Origin of the sequence: Vitiosangium sp. GDMCC 1.1324, assembly GCF_003044305.1 — a bacterium.
Classification (GTDB): Bacteria; Myxococcota; Myxococcia; order Myxococcales; family Myxococcaceae; genus Archangium.
In genome coordinates this window covers 54,086-73,577 of sequence record NZ_PZOX01000007.1, presented here as the reverse complement: position 1 = coordinate 73,577, position 19,492 = coordinate 54,086, and the positions used below count along the sequence as shown (strand labels likewise).

Genomic DNA, 19,492 nt, shown 5'->3' with positions numbered 1-19,492 from the left:
TTAACGGAGCACTTCTCCGCATGTCAACCCAACTTCACGGCGGCGAAATGCGTGTCCTCGTCCGGCCCGAGGCAGGCTCGCGTCGAGCGAGCGCCGAGGTTGGTATGATGTGGAGATGACCCCCGCCGCTCTGCGAACAACCCATGCCTGAGCACACGCGCGCCACCCGCGCCGATGCGCGCCGCAACCATGAGCAGCTGCTCGCGACCGCCAACGAGGTATTCACCGAGCTCGGAGCCGACGCCTCACTCAATCAGGTCGCGAAGCGCGCGGGCGTGGGCATCGGCACCCTGTACCGGCACTTTCCCACCCGCGACGCGCTGCTGGTCGCGACGCTGCAGGACAGCCTTCTGGTCCTGGAGAATCAGGCGCGCAAGTTGCTCGACGCGAAGTCTCCCGGTGAGGCGCTCAAGACGTGGCTCAAGGCATACGTGAAACACGCGACCACGTACCGAGGCCTCGCGGTATGCCTACCGCCGCTCCAGAACAACACCAGCGCCTGCGAGCTGACGAGGAATGCCGGTGCCGCCCTGCTCGAGCGGGCGCAGGCTGCCGGTGAAGTGCGCGACGACATCGACTTCGACGACGTGTCGGCGATGACCGTTGGCGTTGCGTTCGCCACGCAGGAAGCGAAAGACGCGACGCGCCGGAAGCGGGTGCTGACGCTGTTCCTGGACAGCCTCGAGCCTCGGTGAGCGCGGCTGGGCTGGAGCGGGGACCCCCCGCCCTCTCAGAAAGTGGGCGGGGGGGCGGGGTCTACGGCTTCTTCGCCGCCGGGGGAGCGAAGTGCGGATCGGTGATGCTCATCTCCGTGACGGCGCCGTACTTGCGCGCCACGTCGCGGATGTCCGAGGCCTTGCCGATGAGCACCAGGGTGAGGTCCTCCTGCGCGGGCATCACCCGCTGGATGGCGGCCTGGATGCGCGCCTTGTCCGCGCCGGACACCTTCGAGGCGAAGTCGTCCACGTCGCTCGCGGGCAGTCCGTAGAAGGCGAGCTCGGACAGCTTGGCCGCGAGCTGCTGGCCCGTCTCCAGGGTGGGCGGGAACTGGCCCAGCACGTACTCCTTGGCGGAGGCGAGCGTGGTGTCATCCATGCCCTGCTGGCGGTAGCGCGCGAGCACCTCCAGCGCCATGTCCAACGCCTGGCCCGTGGACTCCGTCTTCGTGTACGAGGAGATGGCGAAGGGCCCCGGCTGGGTGTTGGCCAGCACCAGCGAGCCCGCGCCATAGGTGAGGCCGGACTTCACGCGCAGCGCCGTGTTGAGCAGCGAGGTGAAGCGCCCGCCGAGCACCGTATTGGCCAGGCTCACGTCCACGCGAGCGGGGTCCGTGCGCGAGATGCCGGTGTTGCCGGCCCAGAAGTACGTCTGCGTGGCGTCCGGCTTGTCCACCAGCAGCACGCGTCGGCCCTTCGTCGGCTGGGTGGGAGGGGCCACCGGAGCCGGAGTGGACGCACGCGACCAACCGCCGAGCGCCGCCTCGAGCTGCTTCGCGAGCTTCTTCGCGTCGAAGTCGCCCACCACCGAGAGGATGAGCCGGTCCCCCCCCAGGTTCGCCTTGGCGTATGCCAGCACGTCCTCGCGCTGGAGCGTGGGCAGGGATGCCTCGCTGCCCCCCATCGGCCGCCCGTACGGGTGCGCGCCGAAGTGGAAGGCCTGGAAGTAGGTGCCGATGACGCCACGCAGGTCGCCGTCCTTCTCCGCGGCGATCTCCGCCACCATCCGCTCGCGCGTCTTGTCCAGCTCGGCCGCGTCGAAACGGGGCCGCATCAGCATGTCCGAGAGCAGCTCCACCATGAGCGAGGTGTCGCGCGCCATGAACTGCCCATAGACGTCGAGCGCCTCGCGGCCAGGGCTCACCGACAGCGCACCGCCCACGCTGTCCACCGCCTCGGCGAACTGCTGGGCATCCCGCTTGCCAGCGCCCTTCTGGAGCAGCTCGGCGGTGAGCGCGGCCACGCCCTCCTTGCCCTCGGGGTCTCCCAGGGCCCCGCCGCGCACCTTCGCGCTGAAGGCCACCAGGGGCACCTCGTGCTTCTCCACCAGGAGCAGCTTCGCGCCGTTCTTCAACTCCAACACGGTGGCCTTGGGCAGCTTCACCGCGTCTTCCACCGCGGCCTTGCGTGCCTGCTGCGCCGGCTGCTGCGTCTTCGACTCCTGCGCCCCCGCCGCCGAGGCCACCAGCAGCGCCGCGAGCGCCACCTTCCCGTTGAGCACCTTCATCGCGTCGCCTCCTTCTTCGCCTCGTCCGCGGTCGCATCGGGCACCAGCACCCCCACCGTGCGGTTGTTCCTCGCGAACACCTTCGCGGCCACCTTCTGCACCTGCTCGCGCGTCACCGCCTCGTAGCGGTCCGGCGCGCCGAAGAGCTTCTGCCAGTCCCCGTGGAAGACCTCATAGGTCCCCAGCGCCTGCGCCCGGCCGCTGTTGGTCTCCAGGTGGCGCCAGAAGTCCGCCACGACGATGTTCTTCGCCTTGCGCAGCTCCGCATCGGTGACGCCCGCGGACACCACCCGGGCCAGCTCCTCGTCGAGCACCTTCTCCGCCTTGCCCAGGTCTCCCCCGGGCGGCAGGTTCACCAGCACCCACGTGAGCGACGGATCGAACCCCGCCCCCAGGTAGCCACTCACGTTGATGGCTACCCGCTCCTCCTCCACCATCCGCCGGTGCAGCCGCGAGGACTCCCCGTCCGAGAGGATGCGCACCAGCAGGTCGAGCGCCGGAGCGTCCTCGTCGCGGCCCCGCAGGCCGTGGAAGGCCATCTGCAGCAGCGGCGCCTGGGCCAGCTTGCGCACCACCACCCGGCGCTCGCCCAGCTGCGGCGGCTCCACGGTGCGCACCGGCTCGGGCGCGGGCTGGGCGGGAATGGGCTCGAGGTACTTCTCCGCGAGCGAGAAGATCTCCTCGGGCGTCACCGCGCCCACCACGATGAGGGTGGCGTTGTTGGGCGCGTAGTAGGTGCGGAAGTAGCGCTCCAGGTCCTCCTGCTTCCAGCTCTCGATGTCCGAGGGCCAGCCGATGACCGGAATCTGGTACGGGTGGGCCACGAAGGCCGTGGCCTGCACCTGCTCCATGAGCAGGCCCGCGTTGTCATTGTCCACGCTGGAGCGCCGCTCCGAGTAGACGACGCCTCGCTCGCTCTCCACCACCTTGGGATCGATGGCGAGACTCGACAGCCGGTCCGCCTCCAGGTCGAAGATGGTCTCCAGCGCCGAGCGCGGGAACCAGTCCTGGTACACGGTGACGTCCTCGGAGGTGTAGGCGTTGTTGCGGCCGCCGTGCGCCTCCATGACGCGGTCGAACTCCCCGGGGCCGTACTTCTTCGCGCCGTTGAACATCATGTGCTCGAAGAAGTGGGACAGGCCGGTGATGCCGGGGCGCTCGTTGCGGCTGCCCACGCGGAAGAAGTTGTAGAGCGAGACGCTCGGGTTGTCCGGGTCCGCCCAGACGATGACCTTCAGCCCGTTCTTCAGCGTCTTCGTCCGCACCTGGCCGCCGGACTTCGACGCGGTGGTGGCGGTGGCCGCCGTCTCGGTCCTCGCGGACCGGCCCTGGGCGCACGCGACCGTTCCGGCCAGCAGCATCATCCCCGTGATGAGCAACTTCTGTCTGAGCATCCGCTCTCCCTTGAGGCTCGAATCTGGTACGAAGGTGCCACCCAACCGCTGGAGTGGGTGGAAATTCCTCAGGCCGGCACGGACTCGAGGGCCGCTGGCTCCACCCCGCGCAGGGGACCATGAATCCACCCGCGCAGTGCCGCGGACAACCACGCCAGATGTGAACCGCGCACCGCGCCGAAGAGGTAGCGGTCCGGACGGAGCACGGCGATGTCCACCCGGTGCTCGTCGAACCAGGCGTCGAGCTTGCCCTCCACGTCCACCACCTCGCCGGGCTGCGCCTGGCCGGAGCGCGGCGGGATGATGCGCACGCAGCGGGCGCCGATGCTGTCGGCGAGCACCTGCGCGGCACGGAGCGAGGCCTCGCGGGTATCGGGGTGCACCAGCACCGCGAAGCCGGGGCCGAGGAGCTCGTCGAGCCGCACCACCCTGCCACCCGGAGCCCCCACGCGGGGCTGGGGGAAATACATGCCCTCGGGCGCCTGGGCGTGGCCGCGAGAGCCGCCCAGCATGAAGCCCCGGGTGATGAAGGGCCGGGGCTTGAACTCGAGGTTGCGGATGAAGCGCTGCACGCGGGGAATCCGGTCGAGCGCCCGGAAGACGCTGTCGCGCACGAAGGCGAGCGGGCGGCTGCCGGTGAGGACGAGCCGGCCCATGTTCACACTGGCCTCGAGCATGGTCTCGACATGGGGGCGGCGCTCCTGCTCGTAGGTATCGAGGAGCGGCTCATCGGCGTGGCCATGGATCACGGACGCGAGCTTCCAGGAGAGGTTGTGGGCGTCGCGCAGGCCGGAGCACAACCCCTGGCCGAGCACGGGCGGCATGAGGTGGGCGGCGTCACCGAGCAGGAACAGCCGCCCGTCGCGCCAGCGCGAGGCCATGCGGCGGTTGAAGACGTAGGCGGCGGCGCGCAGGACGGTGGCCCGGTCTGGGTCCACGAAGGGGGCGATGAACTCGCGGATGCGCTCGGGCCGGAGCAGGTCCTCGGCCTTCTCGTCGTGGCGCACCGTACAGTCCACGCGCATCTCGTTGCCGGAACAGCGGGCGACGAAGACGTGACGGTGGGGGTCGCACACCATGCGGCACAGAGGCGGCGGTGACTCGGGCAGCAGCAGGGAGATGGCGAGCATCTGCTCGTCGTAGGTGGAGCCCACCATGTCGATGCCAGCGAGGCGGCGCAGGGTGCTGCGGCCCCCGTCACAGGCCAGGAGATAGCGGGCGCGCACGGTGCGCTCGGAGCCATCGCAGACGTCGCGCACGGTGGCGGAGATGCCTTGGGGGCTCTGCGAGTAGGCCTCGACGGACTGGCCGAACCGCAGCTCGACGTGGGGGAAGCGCTGGAGTCCCTGGCGCAGGACGTCCTCGACGTAAGGCTGGCTGAAGAAGCGGAGGGCGGGGAAGCCGTAGCCGAAGTCGAGCCCCTGGATGACGAAGCGGGCGAAGAGCTCACCGTTGGCCCCGGTCAGCTGGACCTCGGGGACGGTGTACATGTGGGCATCCATGGGCTCGGAGAGACCGGCGGCCTGATAGATGCGCAGGGCCTCGTCGTCACAGGTGATGGCGCGCGGCTGGCCGTGGGGAGCGAGCAGGCGCTCGACGATGAGCGTGCGGACCCCGTACAGCCCGAGGAAATTGGCCGTCAGCGCCCCCACCGGGCCGCAGCCGGAGATGAGCACGTCCGTCTCTTCCACCCGTGGCGTCATGGAACTCCCTGCCTCGATGCCCCGCCGTGGGGTCCTGGCAGGGGGGGAATGTAGCGGAAGGAGGGCGTCCCACCACGTTCGTTGTCACGGGACTACCCGCCAGGCGCCCGGGCAAGGGGTTTGCCGCCTACACCGGGGGTGTGCTCCGAGGGGCTCGCGACGCAGCGACAGTGGAACCCCGGGACATGGGTTCAGGGGACCTGGCGCGGTGGTGACCGGGAACGAGCCACGTAGGGTACGGTGCGCGCGTGAGTTCCCCCTTCCTGAAGGTCCCCGAAACCGAGTGGGTGGCGTTCAACGCACTGGGCTTCGCCATCCGGGATCGCTACCCGGTGAGCCAGGGACACACGCTGGTGATTCCACGCCGGCCCGTGGCCACCTGGTTCGAGGCCACGGTGGAGGAACAACGGGCCCTCTTCGAGCTGGTGGACGAGGTGAAACGCGGACTGGACGCGAGCCATCGGCCGGACGGCTACAACGTCGGTATCAACGTGGGCGAGGCGGCGGGACAGACGGTGTTCCACCTGCATGTACACGTGATTCCCCGCTACCTGGGAGACATGGCGGATCCTCGTGGCGGAGTGCGTCACGTCATTCCGGGGAAGGGCAATTACCTCGCGACCTCCGCGAAGCCGCTGGCCACGGGGGGCCTGGAAGATCCCTTCCTCCGGCACCTGGAGCCTCTGTTCGCGCGAGCCATGGAGGTGGCGGTCCTGGCGGCCTTCGTGCAGGACAGCGGACTGGAAGTGCTGCGCGAGTCCGTGGAAGCAGCGCTGGCCCGTGGCGCTCGGGTGCGCATCCTCACGGGGGATTACCTGGCCATCACCCAGGCAACGGCCTTGCGCCGGTTGCTGGACTGGATGGACGAGAGCCAGGCACGCCGCGATGAGGGAGAAACCCGCTCCGAAACACGCCGGGGCATCTTCGAGGCGAGGGTCGTGGAGACGGAGATGTTGGGGTGCTCCTTCCACCCGAAGTCCTGGCGTTTCGAGGGACCGGGCATGGCGGCGGCCTTCGTGGGCTCAAGCAATGTGTCCCACGCCGCGTTGCGAACGGGCGTGGAGTGGAACCTGCGTGTCGAGCGCGATCGGGATCCACAAGCCTGGCAACAAGTAGTGGAGGCATTCGAGAGCTGGTGGGCACGGGCGCTGCGCTTCGACGCGATCTGGGTGGAGCGGTACGCGGCCCGAGCGCGAAGGGAGGCCCGCCCGCCCCTCTCGGATGACGCGGAGGAGGAGAAGCCACAACCGCCGCGCCAGCCACACGAGGTCCAGCAAGAGGCGCTCGCAGCACTGGCACGCAGCCGGCACGAGGGGCGCCAAAGGGCCCTGGTGGTGCTGGCGACGGGACTGGGGAAGACGCTGCTGGCGGCGCTGGACGTCGATGCGTTCGAGCAGGCGCACAAACAACGGGCGCGGGTGCTGTTTCTCGCGCACCGGGCGGAGCTGCTGGCGCAAGTGGCGGAGACCTTCCGGCGGCAGCTTCCCGAGTCGCGCTTCGGCTGGTTCGTCGCGGAGCAGTCGGTTCTGGAGGGGGACGTGGTCTTCGCGTCGGTGCAGAAGCTGTCACGCCCCGAGAACCTCGAGAAGCTCCGAGAAACAATGCCCTTCGACTACGTGGTCGTGGACGAGGTGCACCACGCGGCAGCGGCAAGCTACAGGGCCATCCTCACGAACCTGGAGCCGCGATTCCTGCTCGGGCTGACGGCGACGCCGGAGCGCGCGGACGAAGGGGATGTGCTGGGCCTGTTCGATGACCATCTCGCCTACCGCGCGGACGTGGGTGAGGGCATCGCTCGCGGACTGCTGGTGCCGTTCGCGTACTACGGCCTCAAGGATGATGTGGCGTACGAGAACATTCCCTGGCGCAACCGGCGTTTCGATCCGGAGAAGCTCGCGGCGGCGGTGCAGACGGAAGCGCGCATGCGGCGGATGTGGTCCGCGTGGGAGGAGCATCGTGCGACCCGCACGCTGGTCTTCTGTTGCTCGGTGGCGCATGCGAACTACGTCAAGGATTGGCTGAAGGACAGGGGTGTACGGGTCATGGCCGTGCACTCGGCGCGGGGAACGGATGACCGGGCGGAGGCATTGCGGAAGCTGGCAAGCGGCGAGCTGGACGCGGTCTGCGCGGTGGACCTCTTCAACGAGGGAGTGGACGTACCGAGTGTGGATCGGGTGGTGATGTTGAGGCCCACGGAGTCACCCGTGGTGTTCCTGCAACAGCTCGGACGAGGGCTGCGCAAAGCCAAAGATAAACCCACGGTCACGGTCATCGACTTCGTCGGCAACCACCGGGTGTTCCTGGACCGGGTGCGCGCACTGCTGGCCCTGGCGGATGCAACCGAACGGTTGTCCCTGCGCGACTTCCTCGTGGACGGCAAGGAGCCCGAGCTGCCACCGGGCTGCTCGGTTCAGGTGGAGCTGGAGGCAAAGGAGCTGCTGGCGAAGCTCCTGCCGAACGGGCACGGTGAGGTGGAGCGGGTCTATCGCGAGCTGCGAGCGGCCTGGGAGCGGCGGCCCACCGCGGGTGAGCTCTACCGGATGGGCTACCGGCCCGCTTCTCTGCGTGGGGCATATGGGGGATGGCTCCCGTTCGTGCGGAGCGAGGAAGACCTGACACCCGAGGAGACCCTCGCGCAGGAAGCGGGAACGAAGTGGTTCGAAGAGCTCGAAACCACTCCGATGAGCAAAAGCTTCAAGATGGTCTCGCTGGAGGCAATGCTCGACGCCGGGGCACTTGGAGAGGGATTGCCGCTCTCCCAGCTGGCCGAGCGCAGTCTGGCCATCCTGCGCCGCTCGCCAGAGCTCTTGAAAGACATTGAAGGTGTCAAGGCGTTGGGAGACGACTGGCGCAATCCGAAACCCGAAGCCTTCCTCAAGTATTGGGAGGAAAATCCGGTCCAGGCGTGGGTTGGAGGCCCCTGGTTCCGCAAGGAGGGGAACCGGTTCGTTCCACGTCTCCCCATCCCCGAGAGTGCACGGGAGGCATTCCTGGACCTCACCCGGGAGCTGGTGGACTACCGGCTCGCGCAGTACCGCGCCCGGCAGCGCATGGAGACGCTCGGGTCCGCATTCGAGGCCAAGATCATCCGGAACTCGCGAGACCCCATCATCAAGCTGCCCTCACGTACGAAACGGACGGACCTGCCCGAGGGCGAAACAGATGTGAGACTCCCGGATGGCAGTCCCTGGCGCTTCCGGATGGCGAAGGAGTACTGCAACGTGGCGAGGCTGGCGGGAACGGACCGCAATGCCTTGCCAGACTTGCTGCGGCGCTGGTTCGGACCCACGGTTGGAATGCCAGGCACGGCATTCCACGTCCGCTTCACTCCAGGGCCCGACGGCTGGAGCGTGGCCCCCGTCGAAGCGGAGGTGATTCCCCTCCCTCCAAGGGGAACCCTCGTGGCCTTCCCGAGCCTCCTTGCCGCGGCGGGAGCGGCGACCCACGCACTTGCCCTGGAGATCGCGCCAGAAGCTGAGCAGGTGAGCCTGCCGGTTCAGACAGGCGGCGAAGGGCTGTTCGCGGTACGCGCATCCGGTGACTCCATGGACGGAGGCGAGCGCCCGATTCGAGACGGAGATTGGCTGGTGATGCGCTATGCCCGAGCTGCGGGTATCGGCGCGGTCGAGGGCAAGGTAGCGCTCGTGCAGGTGCCGGATCCGGCGGGCTACGGGTTCCAGATCAAACGCGTCATCCGTGAAGGAGGCCGGTGGATGCTGCGCTCCGACAATCCGGCGCGGACATCCTTCGAAGCGACGGAGGATACGATCCCCATCGCGCTGCTCGTGGAAGTGGTTCCACCCGAGAAACTCGGACCCGCCAGGGGCGAGCGGATGACGGATGAAGAGGCCGCTCGCGCGTTCGGGCTGTCCTCGGCTCCGAAGACCGGGCGCATCCAAGGCCACCTCTTCCTCTGCGTGACCGAAAAGGAAACCCTCACCGAGCCCGACCGCCTGAACCTACGAATCGACGATCGCCGTCCGGCGGAAACGGCCTTCGTGCTGACCCGAATCGCACCAGAAGCACCCTGGAGATACGCTGGCGTCGCACGGTGGTTGGATGACGAGGACCGCTGGGCACTCGCGGAACCCGTGGATTACGCCACCTGGCGGGCGCTCGGACATGGACGCCAAAGCTCACGCCGACTTCCTCCAGGATTGACCGAACGGGCCGCGGCCTGGGTCCAACACCTGCTGAGTGCCCATCCCGCTGGGAGCACCCTCGAGCAGGATGGCAAACGCTGCCGTATCGTGGGTCGAGCCACTGAAGGAGGTGTGCGCGTCGACGGCGGCGAAGGTGGCTTCGAGGAGAGGACGGTCTCCTTGAAGGACATTGCCTGGGCCCTCCTCGCCCTCGATGACGCCCGCGCAACGGGGGGCACTCCGGACGAAGCCCGCGTCAACCGGCTCCGATACCTGGAAGGAACGCCGAAGGGCTCGACCCGTTGGATCGACACCGGTTGGGCCCTGTACCTCCTCCGCGCATTGAAGGAGGGATGAAAACACGAAAGGCCGATACGGGGTGCGTATCGGCCTCGGTCTACTGCTCAACTCTTGGGAAGTGCCCAGGGGCGGAATCGAACCACCGACACGGGGATTTTCAGTCCCCTGCTCTACCAACTGAGCTACCTGGGCGTGCTGCTCAACCGCTCGAAGTAACGGCGATCTACGGGGACTCGGCCCTCCCGTCAAGCTGGTTCTTCAACTCCACCCTACTTCCCCTCCTTCCTCCCTTCCCCCTCGCACGCCCGGCCCCCCTCCCTCCTTCCTCTCCCGCACCCGCTGTGCGTTTCCTTCAAACTCCCGCCCGTTCCTCCCTCCGAGGCCCCTCGCGTGAGCTGGCTCAACTACCACCACCTCCTCTACTTCTGGACCGTTGCCCGCGCCGGATCCATCGCCAAGGCCAGCGAGGAGCTCCACCTCGCCCAGCCCACCATCAGCGCCCAGCTCAAGCTCCTCGAGGAGTCGCTCGGCCACAAGCTCTTCGAGCGTCAGGGCCGCCGCCTCGTCCTCACCGACGTCGGCCGCACCGTCCTGCGCTACGCCGATGACATCTTCCGGCTCGGCAACGAGCTCAAGAACGTCGTCGGCGGCCTCCCCTCCGGTCAGCAGCTCCGCTTCGCCGTCGGTGTCACCGACGTCATCCCCAAGCTCGTCGCCGAGCGACTCCTCCAGCCCGCCTTCGACGTCTCCCCCGACATCCACATCACCTGCCGCGAAGGTCCCCTCCCCCAGCTCCTCGCCTCCCTCGCCCTTCACGAGCTCGATGTCGTCCTCGCCGACGCCCCCTCCTCCGAGCCCGTCAGCGTCCGCTCCTTCAACCACCTGCTCGGCAAGTGCGGCGTCTCCTTCTTCGCCGCTCCCAGGCTCGCCCACCTCTCCAAGGGCTTCCCCCGCTCCCTCGACGGCGCCCCCGCCCTCCTCCCCTCCGAGGCCTCCTCCGTCCGCCGCTCGCTCGAGATGTGGTTCGACTCCCAGCGCGTCCATCCCCGCATCGCCGGCGAGTTCGACGACTACGCCCTGCTCACGGCCTTCGGCCAGCGCGGGCACGGCGTCTTCGCCGCCCCCTCCGTCATCGAGTCCGAGGTCTGCCGCCAGTTCAACGTCTCCGTCATCGGCCACACCGAGGACATCGAGACGGCCTTCTATGCCATCTCCGTCGAGCGGCGGCTCCGGCATCCCGCCGTCGTCGCCATCGCGGAGACCGCCCGCTCACGGCTGTTCGGGTAGGCGGTAGACCTCGCGGCCGTCGACGACCGTCGCCACCACCTTCGCGTCCACCAACCGCTTCGCCTCGTCCGACACCGGGTCCACCGACAGCACCGTGAAGTCCGCGTCCATCCCCTCCACCAGCCGGCCCCGGCGCCCCTCCGCGAACGACGCCCACGCCGGCCCCACCGTGAAGCCCTCCAGCGCTTCCTGACCCGTCAGGCGCTCCTGCGGTTGCCAGCCGCCCTCGGGCTTCCCCGCTGCGTCCTGACGCGTCCTCGCCGCGTACAGCCCCGCCAGGACGTCCGGGTTTTCAATCGGGAAGTCGCTCCCCAGCGCCAGCACCGCCCCCGCCTCCTTCAGGCTCTTCCACGCGTAGGCGCCCTTCAGCCGCTCCGCTCCCAGCCGCGCCTCCGCCCAGCCCATGTCGCTCGTCGCGTGCGTCGGCTGCACGCTCGCCACCAGCCCCGCCTCCCCCAGCTTCCGGATGTCCTCGGGCCTCAATATCTGCGCGTGCTCCACCCGGTGCCTCAGCGGCTTCGTCCCCGTCGCCGCCGCCGCCCGGATGAGTGTGTCCACCACCAGCGTGTTCGCCCGGTCTCCAATCGCGTGCACGCACACCTGGAAGCCCCGCTCCATGAAGGCCCATGTCCTCGCCGCCAGTTCCTCCGGCTCCATCAGCAGCAGCCCCGTCTCTCCCGGCGCGTCGCTGTAGGGCTCGTGCAGCGCCGCCCCTCGCGAGCCCAGCGCTCCGTCCAGCAGGAACTTCACCGCCTTCATCTCCAGCATCCGCCCGCTGTACGTCCCCAGGTCCAGGTACGTCCGCCGCTCCTCCCCCTGTCCGTCCGCCATCGCGTACACCCGCACCGGCAGCCGCCCCGCCATGTCCCACGTCTGCAGCTTCCGGAACGTCCGCAGGTCCATCCCCGCGTCGTGCACTCCCGTCAGCCCCACCTGCGCGCACCGCTCCAGCGCCGCCGCGAGTCTCGCCTCCAGTTGCTCGTCCGTTGGCGGTGGCACCACCCGCGCCACCAGGTCCATCGCGTTGTCCACCAGCACGCCCGTGGGCTCGCCCTTCGCGTCCCGGAGGATCCGCCCTCCCGCCGGGTCCGGCGTCTCCCGGCCAATCCCCGCGCGCTTCAGTGCCTCGCCGTTCACCCACGCCGCGTGGTGGTCCACCCGCGTCAGGTACACCGGGGTCCTCGGGAAGCGCGCGTCCAGCTCCGCCCTCCCGGGGAACTCCTTCCCCGGCCATCCGTTCTGGTCCCAGCCTTTTCCGATGAGCCAGTCCCCCTGGAAGCTCGTGGACGGCGCGTCCGAGAGCCGCCGCACCGCTTCGTCCACCGAGCGCGAGCCCTCCAGCCGCGCCACCGTCAGGCTCCGCCCCAGCCCCGCGATGTGCGCGTGCGCGTCCACCAGCCCCGGCACCATCACCGCGTTTCCGAAGTCGACGACCCGAGCCCCTTCTCCCGCGGCCTTCAGCACCTCCGCCTTCGTCCCCACCGCCAGCAGCCGGCCGTGGCGCACCGCGAGGGCCTCCGCCTCGGGCCGCTTCTCGTCCAGCGTCCGGATCCGGCGTGCCACGTAGACTGTCGTCTCCACTCGCGCTCCCTCGGGCGCCCTCCGGGCGCACCCCACCCCCAGCGCCAGCGCCACGGCCCCTAGAAGAAGGTGGATGTATTGGAATGAACGTCCCGGCATCGACGCGCGCCACTGTGCGCCAGCCGCGCGCTGCTGTCACCGGGGAGCTACGGATTCGAAGACGGTGTTCCCGCGTCCGGCTCCGTGAGGGGCGTAGAGGGTCCTGGCGGCTCCGCCGGCACCAGCTGGTGTGGCTCCGTGTCCGTCGCGGGCTGGATGGGCTGCGCACTCTCCGCCCCTGGAGGCTGGGTCGTCCGGCAGGCCAGCAGGGAGACGATCACTCCTACCGCGATGAGCAGTGCACGGCGCATGCGTCCTCCTCCTCGAAGCATCCCGTCCCACCACCGTAGGGAGCCCCTCCCTGCTCCGCAATGCACTGCCGCATACTCCGTCCGCCACCGGATGCACGCACGCCAGGGAGCGCTCCCTCCATCGCCTCCCGCCCCACCCGCCGAGCCCTGCCCTCCCGCCAACCGTGCGCGCCGTCGTCACCTTCTCCTCGAAGCCCGCATCCCTTCCGGGCAGGAGCCCCATGCTCGACGTCGTCGACATCGGTGACCGGTCACTCGATTCCTACCGGGGCGTCGCTCCCGACGAGCAGCTCGATGAGCTCGTCCGCGTCGCGGAGCGTCTGCGTGGCGCCCGCATCCTCCACCTCAACGCCACCTCCTATGGAGGCGGTGTCTCGGAGATCCTCCGCTCGTGTGTCCCCCTCCTCAAGGACCTCGGGATGCAGGCCGAGTGGAAGATCATCCGCGGCGACGACGCCTTCTTTCAGACCACCAAGCGCCTCCACAACGGGCTGCAAGGTGCTCCCGGCGAGCTGTCCGAGACCGAGAAGGCCCTCTACCTCGGCAATGCCCAGCTCAACGCCCCCCACCTCGCCGAGGACTACGACTTCGTCATCGTCCACGACCCCCAGCCCGCCGCCATTCCCGGACTCGTCCACCGCAGCGGCTCGCGGTGGATCTGGCGCTGCCACATCGACACGTCCCACCCCAACCCGGCCATCTGGGACTTCCTCATGCCCTACCTGCGCGTCTACGACGCCGCCATCTTCACCCTGCAGAGCTTCATCCCCCCACGCTTCCCCATCCGCCGCGTCGCCATCCACCCACCCGCCATCGACCCGCTCAGCCCCAAGAACCTCGCCCTCCCCAAGCAGCTCGCCCGCCACATCCTCGAGTGGATCGGCGTGCGCCTCAACCAGCCTCTCGTCACCCAGGTCAGCCGCTTCGACAAGTGGAAGGACCCGCTCGGCGTCGTCGCCGCCTACCGGCTCGTGCGCCAACACATCCCCCGCCTCCAACTCGCGCTTGTGAGCTCCATGGCGCTCGACGACCCGGAGGCCTGGGACATCTACGAGAAGGTCCGCGCCGAGACGGCCGACGACCGCCTCATCCACGTCTTCACCAACTTCGTCGGCGTGGGCAATGTCGAGGTCAATGCCTTCCAATCCCTCTCAAACGTCGTCATCCAGAAGTCGCTGCGAGAGGGCTTCGGGCTCGTCGTCTCCGAGGCCCTCTGGAAAGGCACCCCCGTCGTCGCGGGGCGGGTCGGAGGCATTCCCATGCAGATGCCTCCGGACACTGGCGGCACCCTCGTGGACAGCATCGAAGAGTGCGCGGACGCGCTGCTCCACCTCTTGCGCCACCCCCAGGTGGCCCATGCGCTCGGCGAGAGCGGCCGGGAGCGCGTCCGACAGCACTTCCTCATGCCCCGGCTCCTGCTCGACGAGCTGCGCCTGCTGGAGACCCTCGCCGCGGAGCAGCCCGTGGCGCCCTCTCAGGAGGAGAGGGCGGAGCCCTCGCTCGCGGGGGACGTCGGGCACTGATGGAAACGAGCCCGGCACTGTTGGGAGATGGGCGCTGTGTAGCACAGGAGACCTTGTGCCTTCCGGAGCCGTGCGGAGCCGGACGGATGCCTTCCGGGACCGGGCGACACGCTGGCGCGGAGTGGATAGGTGGTCCGGGCAGTTCCAGACAGAGGGGTTGGAGGCGTCATGGGCTGGTTCTGGCGTTCGGTCTGGAGACTGTTCGTGCTCGGCGTGCTCCTGGCCGGCCAGGCAACCGGGCTCGCGCAGCCTCCCGCGCCACCCGTCGTCTCCCGCTGTGTCCTCGACGGCATGGTCGATGCCGGCTCCAGCGCCTATCTCGTCGACTGCGTCCGCCGCGCGCAGCAGGCCGGTCATCAAGCCCTGCTCATCCGGCTCGACACGCCCGGCGGAGAGCTCGAGGCCACCCGCAACATCGTCCGCGCCTTCCTCGGCTCGCGCGTCCCCATCCTCGTGTGGGTGGGGCCCTCGGGTGCCCGGGCCGGCAGCGCCGGGGTCTTCATCACCCTCGCCTCGCATCTGGCCGCCATGGCCCCCGGCACCAACATCGGCGCCGCCCACCCCATCGTCGGCCTCACCGGGCAGGACCCCGAGCAGGCAGGCGGCAAGGAGCTGGCCCGGAAAATAGAGAACGACACCGTCGCCTTCGTCGAGGCCATTGCCAAACAACGCGGCCGCAACGCCGAGTGGGCCGCCCGCGCCGTTCGCGAGAGCGAGAGCGTCCCCGCCGAGCGGGCCCTCGCGCTGCACGTCATCGAGCACGTGGCTCCCACCGAGGCGTCCTTCCTCGAATGGGCGAACGGCCGCATCGTCACCGTCGCGGACACGCCCGTCACGCTGCGCACTGCCCAGGCCCAGGTGGTGGAGCTCACGCCCTCCCTCTCCCAGCACGTCCTCCACCTGCTCGCCCAGCCCGCCGTCGTCTACATCCTCTTCCTCCTCGCCGGACTCGGCATCGCCGTGGAGCTCTCCCACCCTGGCACCTTCGCCCCCGGCATCGTCGGCGTGGTGTGCCTGGTGCTCGCCCTGCTCGCCTCCTCGGCGCTCCCCGTGCACCTCGGCGCCGTCCTGCTGCTGCTGCTCGGTGTGGCCATGCTCGTCGCCGAGCTCTTCGTCACCAGTGGCCTGCTCGGCGCCGCCGGGACGGTGCTGCTGGTGCTCGGCGGAGTGTTCCTCGTGGACCGCTTCAATCCGGACTGGTTCATCGACAACCCGATGCGGCTCTCCCTGGGAATGGTGCTCCCCACCGCCATCTTCGTCGCCGGGGCCGCCGTCTTCCTCGCCTTCCGCGCCGCCCAGGCCCGCCGCATGCCCCAGCTCGCCGGAGACGCGGGCCTCGTGGGCGAGGTGGGCCAGACGCTCGAGGCCGTCTCGCCCTCCGGCGGCGAGGTGTTCGTCCATGGCGAGCGCTGGGCCGCCGTCTCCCCCACCCCCATTTCCCGCGGCGCCCGCGTGGTGGTGCGCCGCGTGGAGGGGCTCACCCTCTTCGTCGACGAGGTGAAGACATGAGCAACATCACCGGCATCCTCGGATGGCTCGTTCCCCTGGGCATCCTGGTCCTCGCCTTCCTCTCCGGGGTACGCATCGTCAACGAGTACGAGAACGGAGTCGTCTTCCGGCTCGGCCGCTTCGTGGGCCTCAAGCGCGCGGGCTTCCGGTGGATCATCCCCTTCATCGAGCGCATCGTCATCATCGACCTGCGCACCGTCGCGCGAGACGTGCCCCCGCAGGACGTCATCACCCGGGACAACGTCAGCGTGAAGGTGAGCGCCGTCGTCTACTTCCGCGTCATCCACGCCGACAAGGCCGTGCTCCAGGTGGAGGACTACCTCTACGCCACCAGCCAGCTCGCGCAGACCACGCTGCGCGCCATCCTCGGCCAGGTGGAGCTGGACCAGCTCCTCGCCGAGAGGGATCGCGTCAACCGCGAGCTTCAAAAAGTGCTCGATGCCCACACGGACCCTTGGGGCATCAAGGTCTCCAACGTGGAGGTGAAGCACATCGACCTGCCGGTGGAGATGCAGCGTGCCATCGCCCGTCAGGCCGAGGCCGAGCGCGAGCGCCGCGCGAAAATCATCGCCGCCGAGGGCGAGCACCAGGCCGCCGAGAAGCTCTCCATGGCCGCCGAGGTCCTCAACCGCAATCCCATCACCCTCCAGCTACGCTACCTGCAGACGCTGGTGGAGATAACGGGGGGAGGCAACCAGACCATCGTCCCCATCCCCCTGGACCTGCTGCGCGCCTTCAGCGGGCAGCCGAAATGAATAAACGGGTAGCCATTTCCGTCGGGGGGCTCGTCACTTCTCCACCCACAGGCCCCCATGATCCTCACGATCCTCGGCGTCGCCCTCCTCGCCTCCGCTCCGACGATTCCGCCCACCTCGTGCCTGTTCGCCAATGGGAAGACGGCCTGCGGCTACGCCTGCCGCTCCAGTGCCACCGAGGTCCGTTGCGCCAGTACCCCCTACGGGACGTGCGCCATGTTCCATGGGGAGGTGTACTGCTTCGATCCAACGCCCGCGGCCATCCACCATCCTCCCGACGAGGGCCTGCGCCCCGAGTGCAAGGCCATCGGTGACGAGGCGGCCTGTGGCTTCAACTGTCTGGTGGCGCAGGGGAAGGTCGCCTGTGCGCAGACCCCCTATGGCGTATGCCGGGAGCACTTCGGCGAGCTGAAGTGCTGGGACCCGCCGGAGTCCAGCATCCATGAGCTCGGCTCGGAGATTCCGCGGCCCAGCTGTCTCACGGCGTCGACGGCCATCGGCTGCGGCTATGACTGCAAGAACAACCGCACGGACGTGAAGTGCGCGGCGACTCCGCGCGGCCGGTGCGAGAAGAACGACTTCCGGATCGACTGCTTCGATCCTCCGGTGCTCACCCAGTGCGCGCACACCCAGCCGCCCGACCCCGCCGAGGTGCGCAAGCCGAAGAGCCAGCGACAGGAGGAACAGCAGGAGGAGACCGAGCCGGCGAAGCCGCTGACGGGCTCGCGCGGGTCTGGCGCGGTGCGTTGACGAGGAGCGCGTCCCCGCCCGGGAAGTCTGCTTCCATGAAACCCTGGACGTGAGCCGGAATTCTCGTAGCCTCGGAATGCAATAAACACATCCATTCCAGAGGTGAAGATGATGGCCATGCCTTGGAGGAGCGTCGCAGCCACGCTCCTGTTCCTGATGATGAACGCCCCCCTCGCCAACGCCCAGGGCGACGATGAGGACGCCAAGGCGGGACTCAAGCCAGGGCTCTCGAAGTACTACCGGGGACGCTGTACCCACCAGGGACAGGTCTCCGCGCCCTGTTTCGACTTCTACGTCAACGTGGTCGAGAAGAAGAACTTCCTCTCCGACGAGGAGAACAAGGTCTCCAACTGCTTCGATCGTCTGGGCAGCAAGAGCCTCGGTCTGGCGCAGGAGGCCGCGACAGAGCTGTTCGCGAGTGACGCCACGAGTGCGTATGCGCAGGAGTGCTACCGCCTCGTGACGCTCCTCGCGGGCGAGGAGTGGAAGGCCAAGGCGGAAAAGGCCCGGCGCGCCGCGAAGGGATGGGACCCGCGCTTCGAGCGCTCGTCCGCGGAGCTGGAGGCCAGCATCACCACCGAAACGAAGGGCTTCCATCCGGAGGGTGCGCCGGTCCGTGGACGCCTCGAGGCGTTCGAGCCGCTCGAGTTCCCGGTCAAGGCGGGCCACTGCTACATGGCCGTCCTGCGGCTCGACCCGGACGCCGGGTTCTCCGACCATGCCCGAAAGGGGGTCACCTTCACCTTCGACATGGGAGGCACGCCGACCGTCGGAGGTCCGGGCATCGTCGGCCCGGGCGGCAGCGGCAGCGCGGGGTGCCCGACCAAGGCGGGGCGGGGGTCGCTCGACCTGCAGGCCAACTTTGGTTCCGCGTTCAGCTCCAAGCGGATCCACGACCTGGGGCAGGGCGGCTTCGCCGTGCAGTTCTACGCCAAGGAGCTCAACGCGAAGGAGCGAGCGGAACGAGCGAAGATCGAGCGGGACGCCGAAGAAGAGGCCCGCAGGATGTACGAGTCGTCGCAACGGGAGGCGAAGAAGACGTGCGAGCAGTGCAAGGGGAAGCGCTACGCCTGCGAGGAACGCCGGGGCAGAATCAACGAATTCGCCTGCCGCCAGGAATACCTCGTCTGCATCGAGCGCAAAGGCGTGAGCGAGGCGGATTGCGAGTAGCGTTTCACGGGGACCGCGCTGCCGCCATCATCGCGTCCCAGAACATCTTCTCGTAGGCCTGGAAGAACCGCGCCGCGCGGTGGAGCAGGCGTGGCTCCACCCCCTGGTCCAGCCCTTCCTGGATGATGGGAAGCGCGGTGTCTTCGATTGGGGGCATGTTCGCGAAGGCATCCAGGAACACCGTCTCCTGTTCCGTGAAGCCGTAGCGCGCCCGCAGTGCCCGGCTCATCCGTCCGCAGGTGTGCCCCCACGCCGGGAAGTTGACCAGGATGCCCACCATGAGCTCCGCCACGGACACGTTGGCCGCCATCCACGCCATGTTGGTGGCGTAGGCGAAGCCCTCGGGGGTGACTTCGTATCGCTCCAGGTCTTCCTGCGTCATCCCCAGCCTGCGGGCCATCACCCGCAGGCCCTCCAGGGCGGCGATCTCCCCCTGCAGGATGCCGTTGAGAAAGCCTCGCGCCGGCGTGTGGCCGAACCGCTGCACCATCATCCCCATCGAGCGGAGATCACTCGTGGCGACGTGGTACTGGGTCCCGGGAAAGGCCCGCAGCGCATTCACCGGGACCTCACCCCGCTCCAGCGCCTCCGGGTAGGGGTGGTGGCGGAGCTGTTCATCCACAGCCCGGAGTGCCTGGCTGATCTCCTTCACCACCTCGGTCGCTCTCTTCATGAGGGTCCTCGTCTGGCTCGGCGACATGTCGCCCGGTGCTCACGTGAGACAGTGCCAGTGAGGCGCGCGCCGATGAAGGAGGACTCCCAGACATGTTCACTGCCATTCGCGAATCGGGAGCCTCAGGTGGAG

General features: G+C 68.7%; 14 protein-coding genes and 1 tRNA gene. 8 read left to right on the top strand and 7 right to left on the bottom strand.

Annotated features, from left to right (window positions below; genetic code table 11):
• The first annotated feature begins 143 nt into the window (after positions 1 to 143).
• Positions 144 to 695, top strand: coding sequence for a TetR/AcrR family transcriptional regulator (locus DAT35_RS21440; protein ID WP_108068974.1), 552 nt, complete (start codon positions 144 to 146; stop codon positions 693 to 695).
• A gap of 61 nt (positions 696 to 756) precedes the next feature.
• Here DAT35_RS21440 and DAT35_RS21435 read toward each other — a convergent pair whose 3' ends face one another.
• The 3 genes from DAT35_RS21435 to DAT35_RS21425 all read right to left on the bottom strand — a co-directional run bounded on the left by DAT35_RS21435 (position 757) and on the right by DAT35_RS21425 (position 5,320).
• Positions 757 to 2,223 (bottom strand): pitrilysin family protein, encoded by a 1,467-nt coding sequence (locus DAT35_RS21435; protein WP_108068973.1) that lies wholly within the window; start codon positions 2,221 to 2,223, stop codon positions 757 to 759.
• Positions 2,220 to 3,617 carry a pitrilysin family protein gene (locus tag DAT35_RS21430; RefSeq protein WP_199242963.1) on the bottom strand — a complete coding sequence of 466 codons (1,398 nt, stop codon included), beginning with the start codon at positions 3,615 to 3,617 and terminating at the stop codon, positions 2,220 to 2,222. Before DAT35_RS21430 ends, DAT35_RS21435 begins: the two co-directional genes overlap by 4 nt.
• Positions 3,618 to 3,685: 68 nt before the next feature.
• Positions 3,686 to 5,320, bottom strand: coding sequence for a bifunctional 3-(3-hydroxy-phenyl)propionate/3-hydroxycinnamic acid hydroxylase (locus DAT35_RS21425; protein WP_108068972.1), 1,635 nt, complete (start codon positions 5,318 to 5,320; stop codon positions 3,686 to 3,688).
• A gap of 248 nt (positions 5,321 to 5,568) precedes the next feature.
• Between DAT35_RS21425 and DAT35_RS21420 the strand changes: the two genes are divergently transcribed.
• Entirely contained in the window at positions 5,569 to 9,819 is a 4,251-nt protein-coding gene (locus DAT35_RS21420) for a DEAD/DEAH box helicase family protein (RefSeq protein ID WP_108068971.1), read from the top strand.
• Positions 9,820 to 9,881: 62 nt separating this feature from the next.
• Here DAT35_RS21420 and DAT35_RS21415 read toward each other — a convergent pair.
• Positions 9,882 to 9,954 (bottom strand) — tRNA-Phe (locus DAT35_RS21415).
• 198 nt (positions 9,955 to 10,152) lie between these two features.
• Here DAT35_RS21415 and nhaR point away from each other — a divergent pair.
• Entirely contained in the window at positions 10,153 to 11,049 is an 897-nt protein-coding gene (gene nhaR / locus DAT35_RS21410) for a transcriptional activator NhaR (RefSeq protein ID WP_108068970.1), read from the top strand.
• Here the strand turns inward: nhaR and DAT35_RS21405 are convergent.
• A complete protein-coding gene (locus tag DAT35_RS21405; RefSeq protein ID WP_108068969.1) occupies positions 11,032 to 12,729 on the bottom strand; it encodes an amidohydrolase in 1,698 nt (565 codons plus the stop codon). The genes nhaR and DAT35_RS21405 overlap by 18 nt on opposite strands.
• Before the next feature lie 47 nt (positions 12,730 to 12,776).
• Entirely contained in the window at positions 12,777 to 12,980 is a 204-nt protein-coding gene (locus DAT35_RS21400) for a hypothetical protein (RefSeq protein ID WP_108068968.1), read from the bottom strand.
• 221 nt (positions 12,981 to 13,201) lie between these two features.
• On the opposite strand from DAT35_RS21400, the gene DAT35_RS21395 reads away from it, so the two are divergent.
• The 5 genes from DAT35_RS21395 to DAT35_RS21375 all read left to right on the top strand — a co-directional run bounded on the left by DAT35_RS21395 (position 13,202) and on the right by DAT35_RS21375 (position 18,687).
• Positions 13,202 to 14,503: a glycosyltransferase gene (locus tag DAT35_RS21395; protein WP_108068967.1), complete on the top strand. Its 1,302-nt coding sequence runs from the start codon at positions 13,202 to 13,204 to the stop codon at positions 14,501 to 14,503.
• Between the two features lie 168 nt (positions 14,504 to 14,671).
• A complete protein-coding gene (locus tag DAT35_RS21390; protein ID WP_108068966.1) occupies positions 14,672 to 16,012 on the top strand; it encodes a nodulation protein NfeD in 1,341 nt (446 codons plus the stop codon).
• Entirely contained in the window at positions 16,009 to 16,767 is a 759-nt protein-coding gene (locus DAT35_RS21385; RefSeq protein ID WP_108068965.1) for a slipin family protein, read from the top strand. Before DAT35_RS21390 ends, DAT35_RS21385 begins: the two co-directional genes overlap by 4 nt.
• A gap of 57 nt (positions 16,768 to 16,824) precedes the next feature.
• The gene (locus DAT35_RS21380; protein WP_108068964.1) at positions 16,825 to 17,517 is read left to right on the top strand and encodes a hypothetical protein; all 693 of its coding nucleotides are present in this window, start codon (positions 16,825 to 16,827) and stop codon (positions 17,515 to 17,517) included.
• A gap of 117 nt (positions 17,518 to 17,634) precedes the next feature.
• Positions 17,635 to 18,687, top strand: a complete 1,053-nt coding sequence (locus DAT35_RS21375; RefSeq protein ID WP_146209818.1) for a hypothetical protein — start codon at positions 17,635 to 17,637, stop codon at positions 18,685 to 18,687.
• Between the two features lie 4 nt (positions 18,688 to 18,691).
• Here DAT35_RS21375 and DAT35_RS21370 read toward each other — a convergent pair whose 3' ends face one another.
• Positions 18,692 to 19,360, bottom strand: a complete 669-nt coding sequence (locus tag DAT35_RS21370; RefSeq protein ID WP_158501813.1) for a hypothetical protein — start codon at positions 19,358 to 19,360, stop codon at positions 18,692 to 18,694.
• Positions 19,361 to 19,492: the final 132 nt, after the last annotated feature.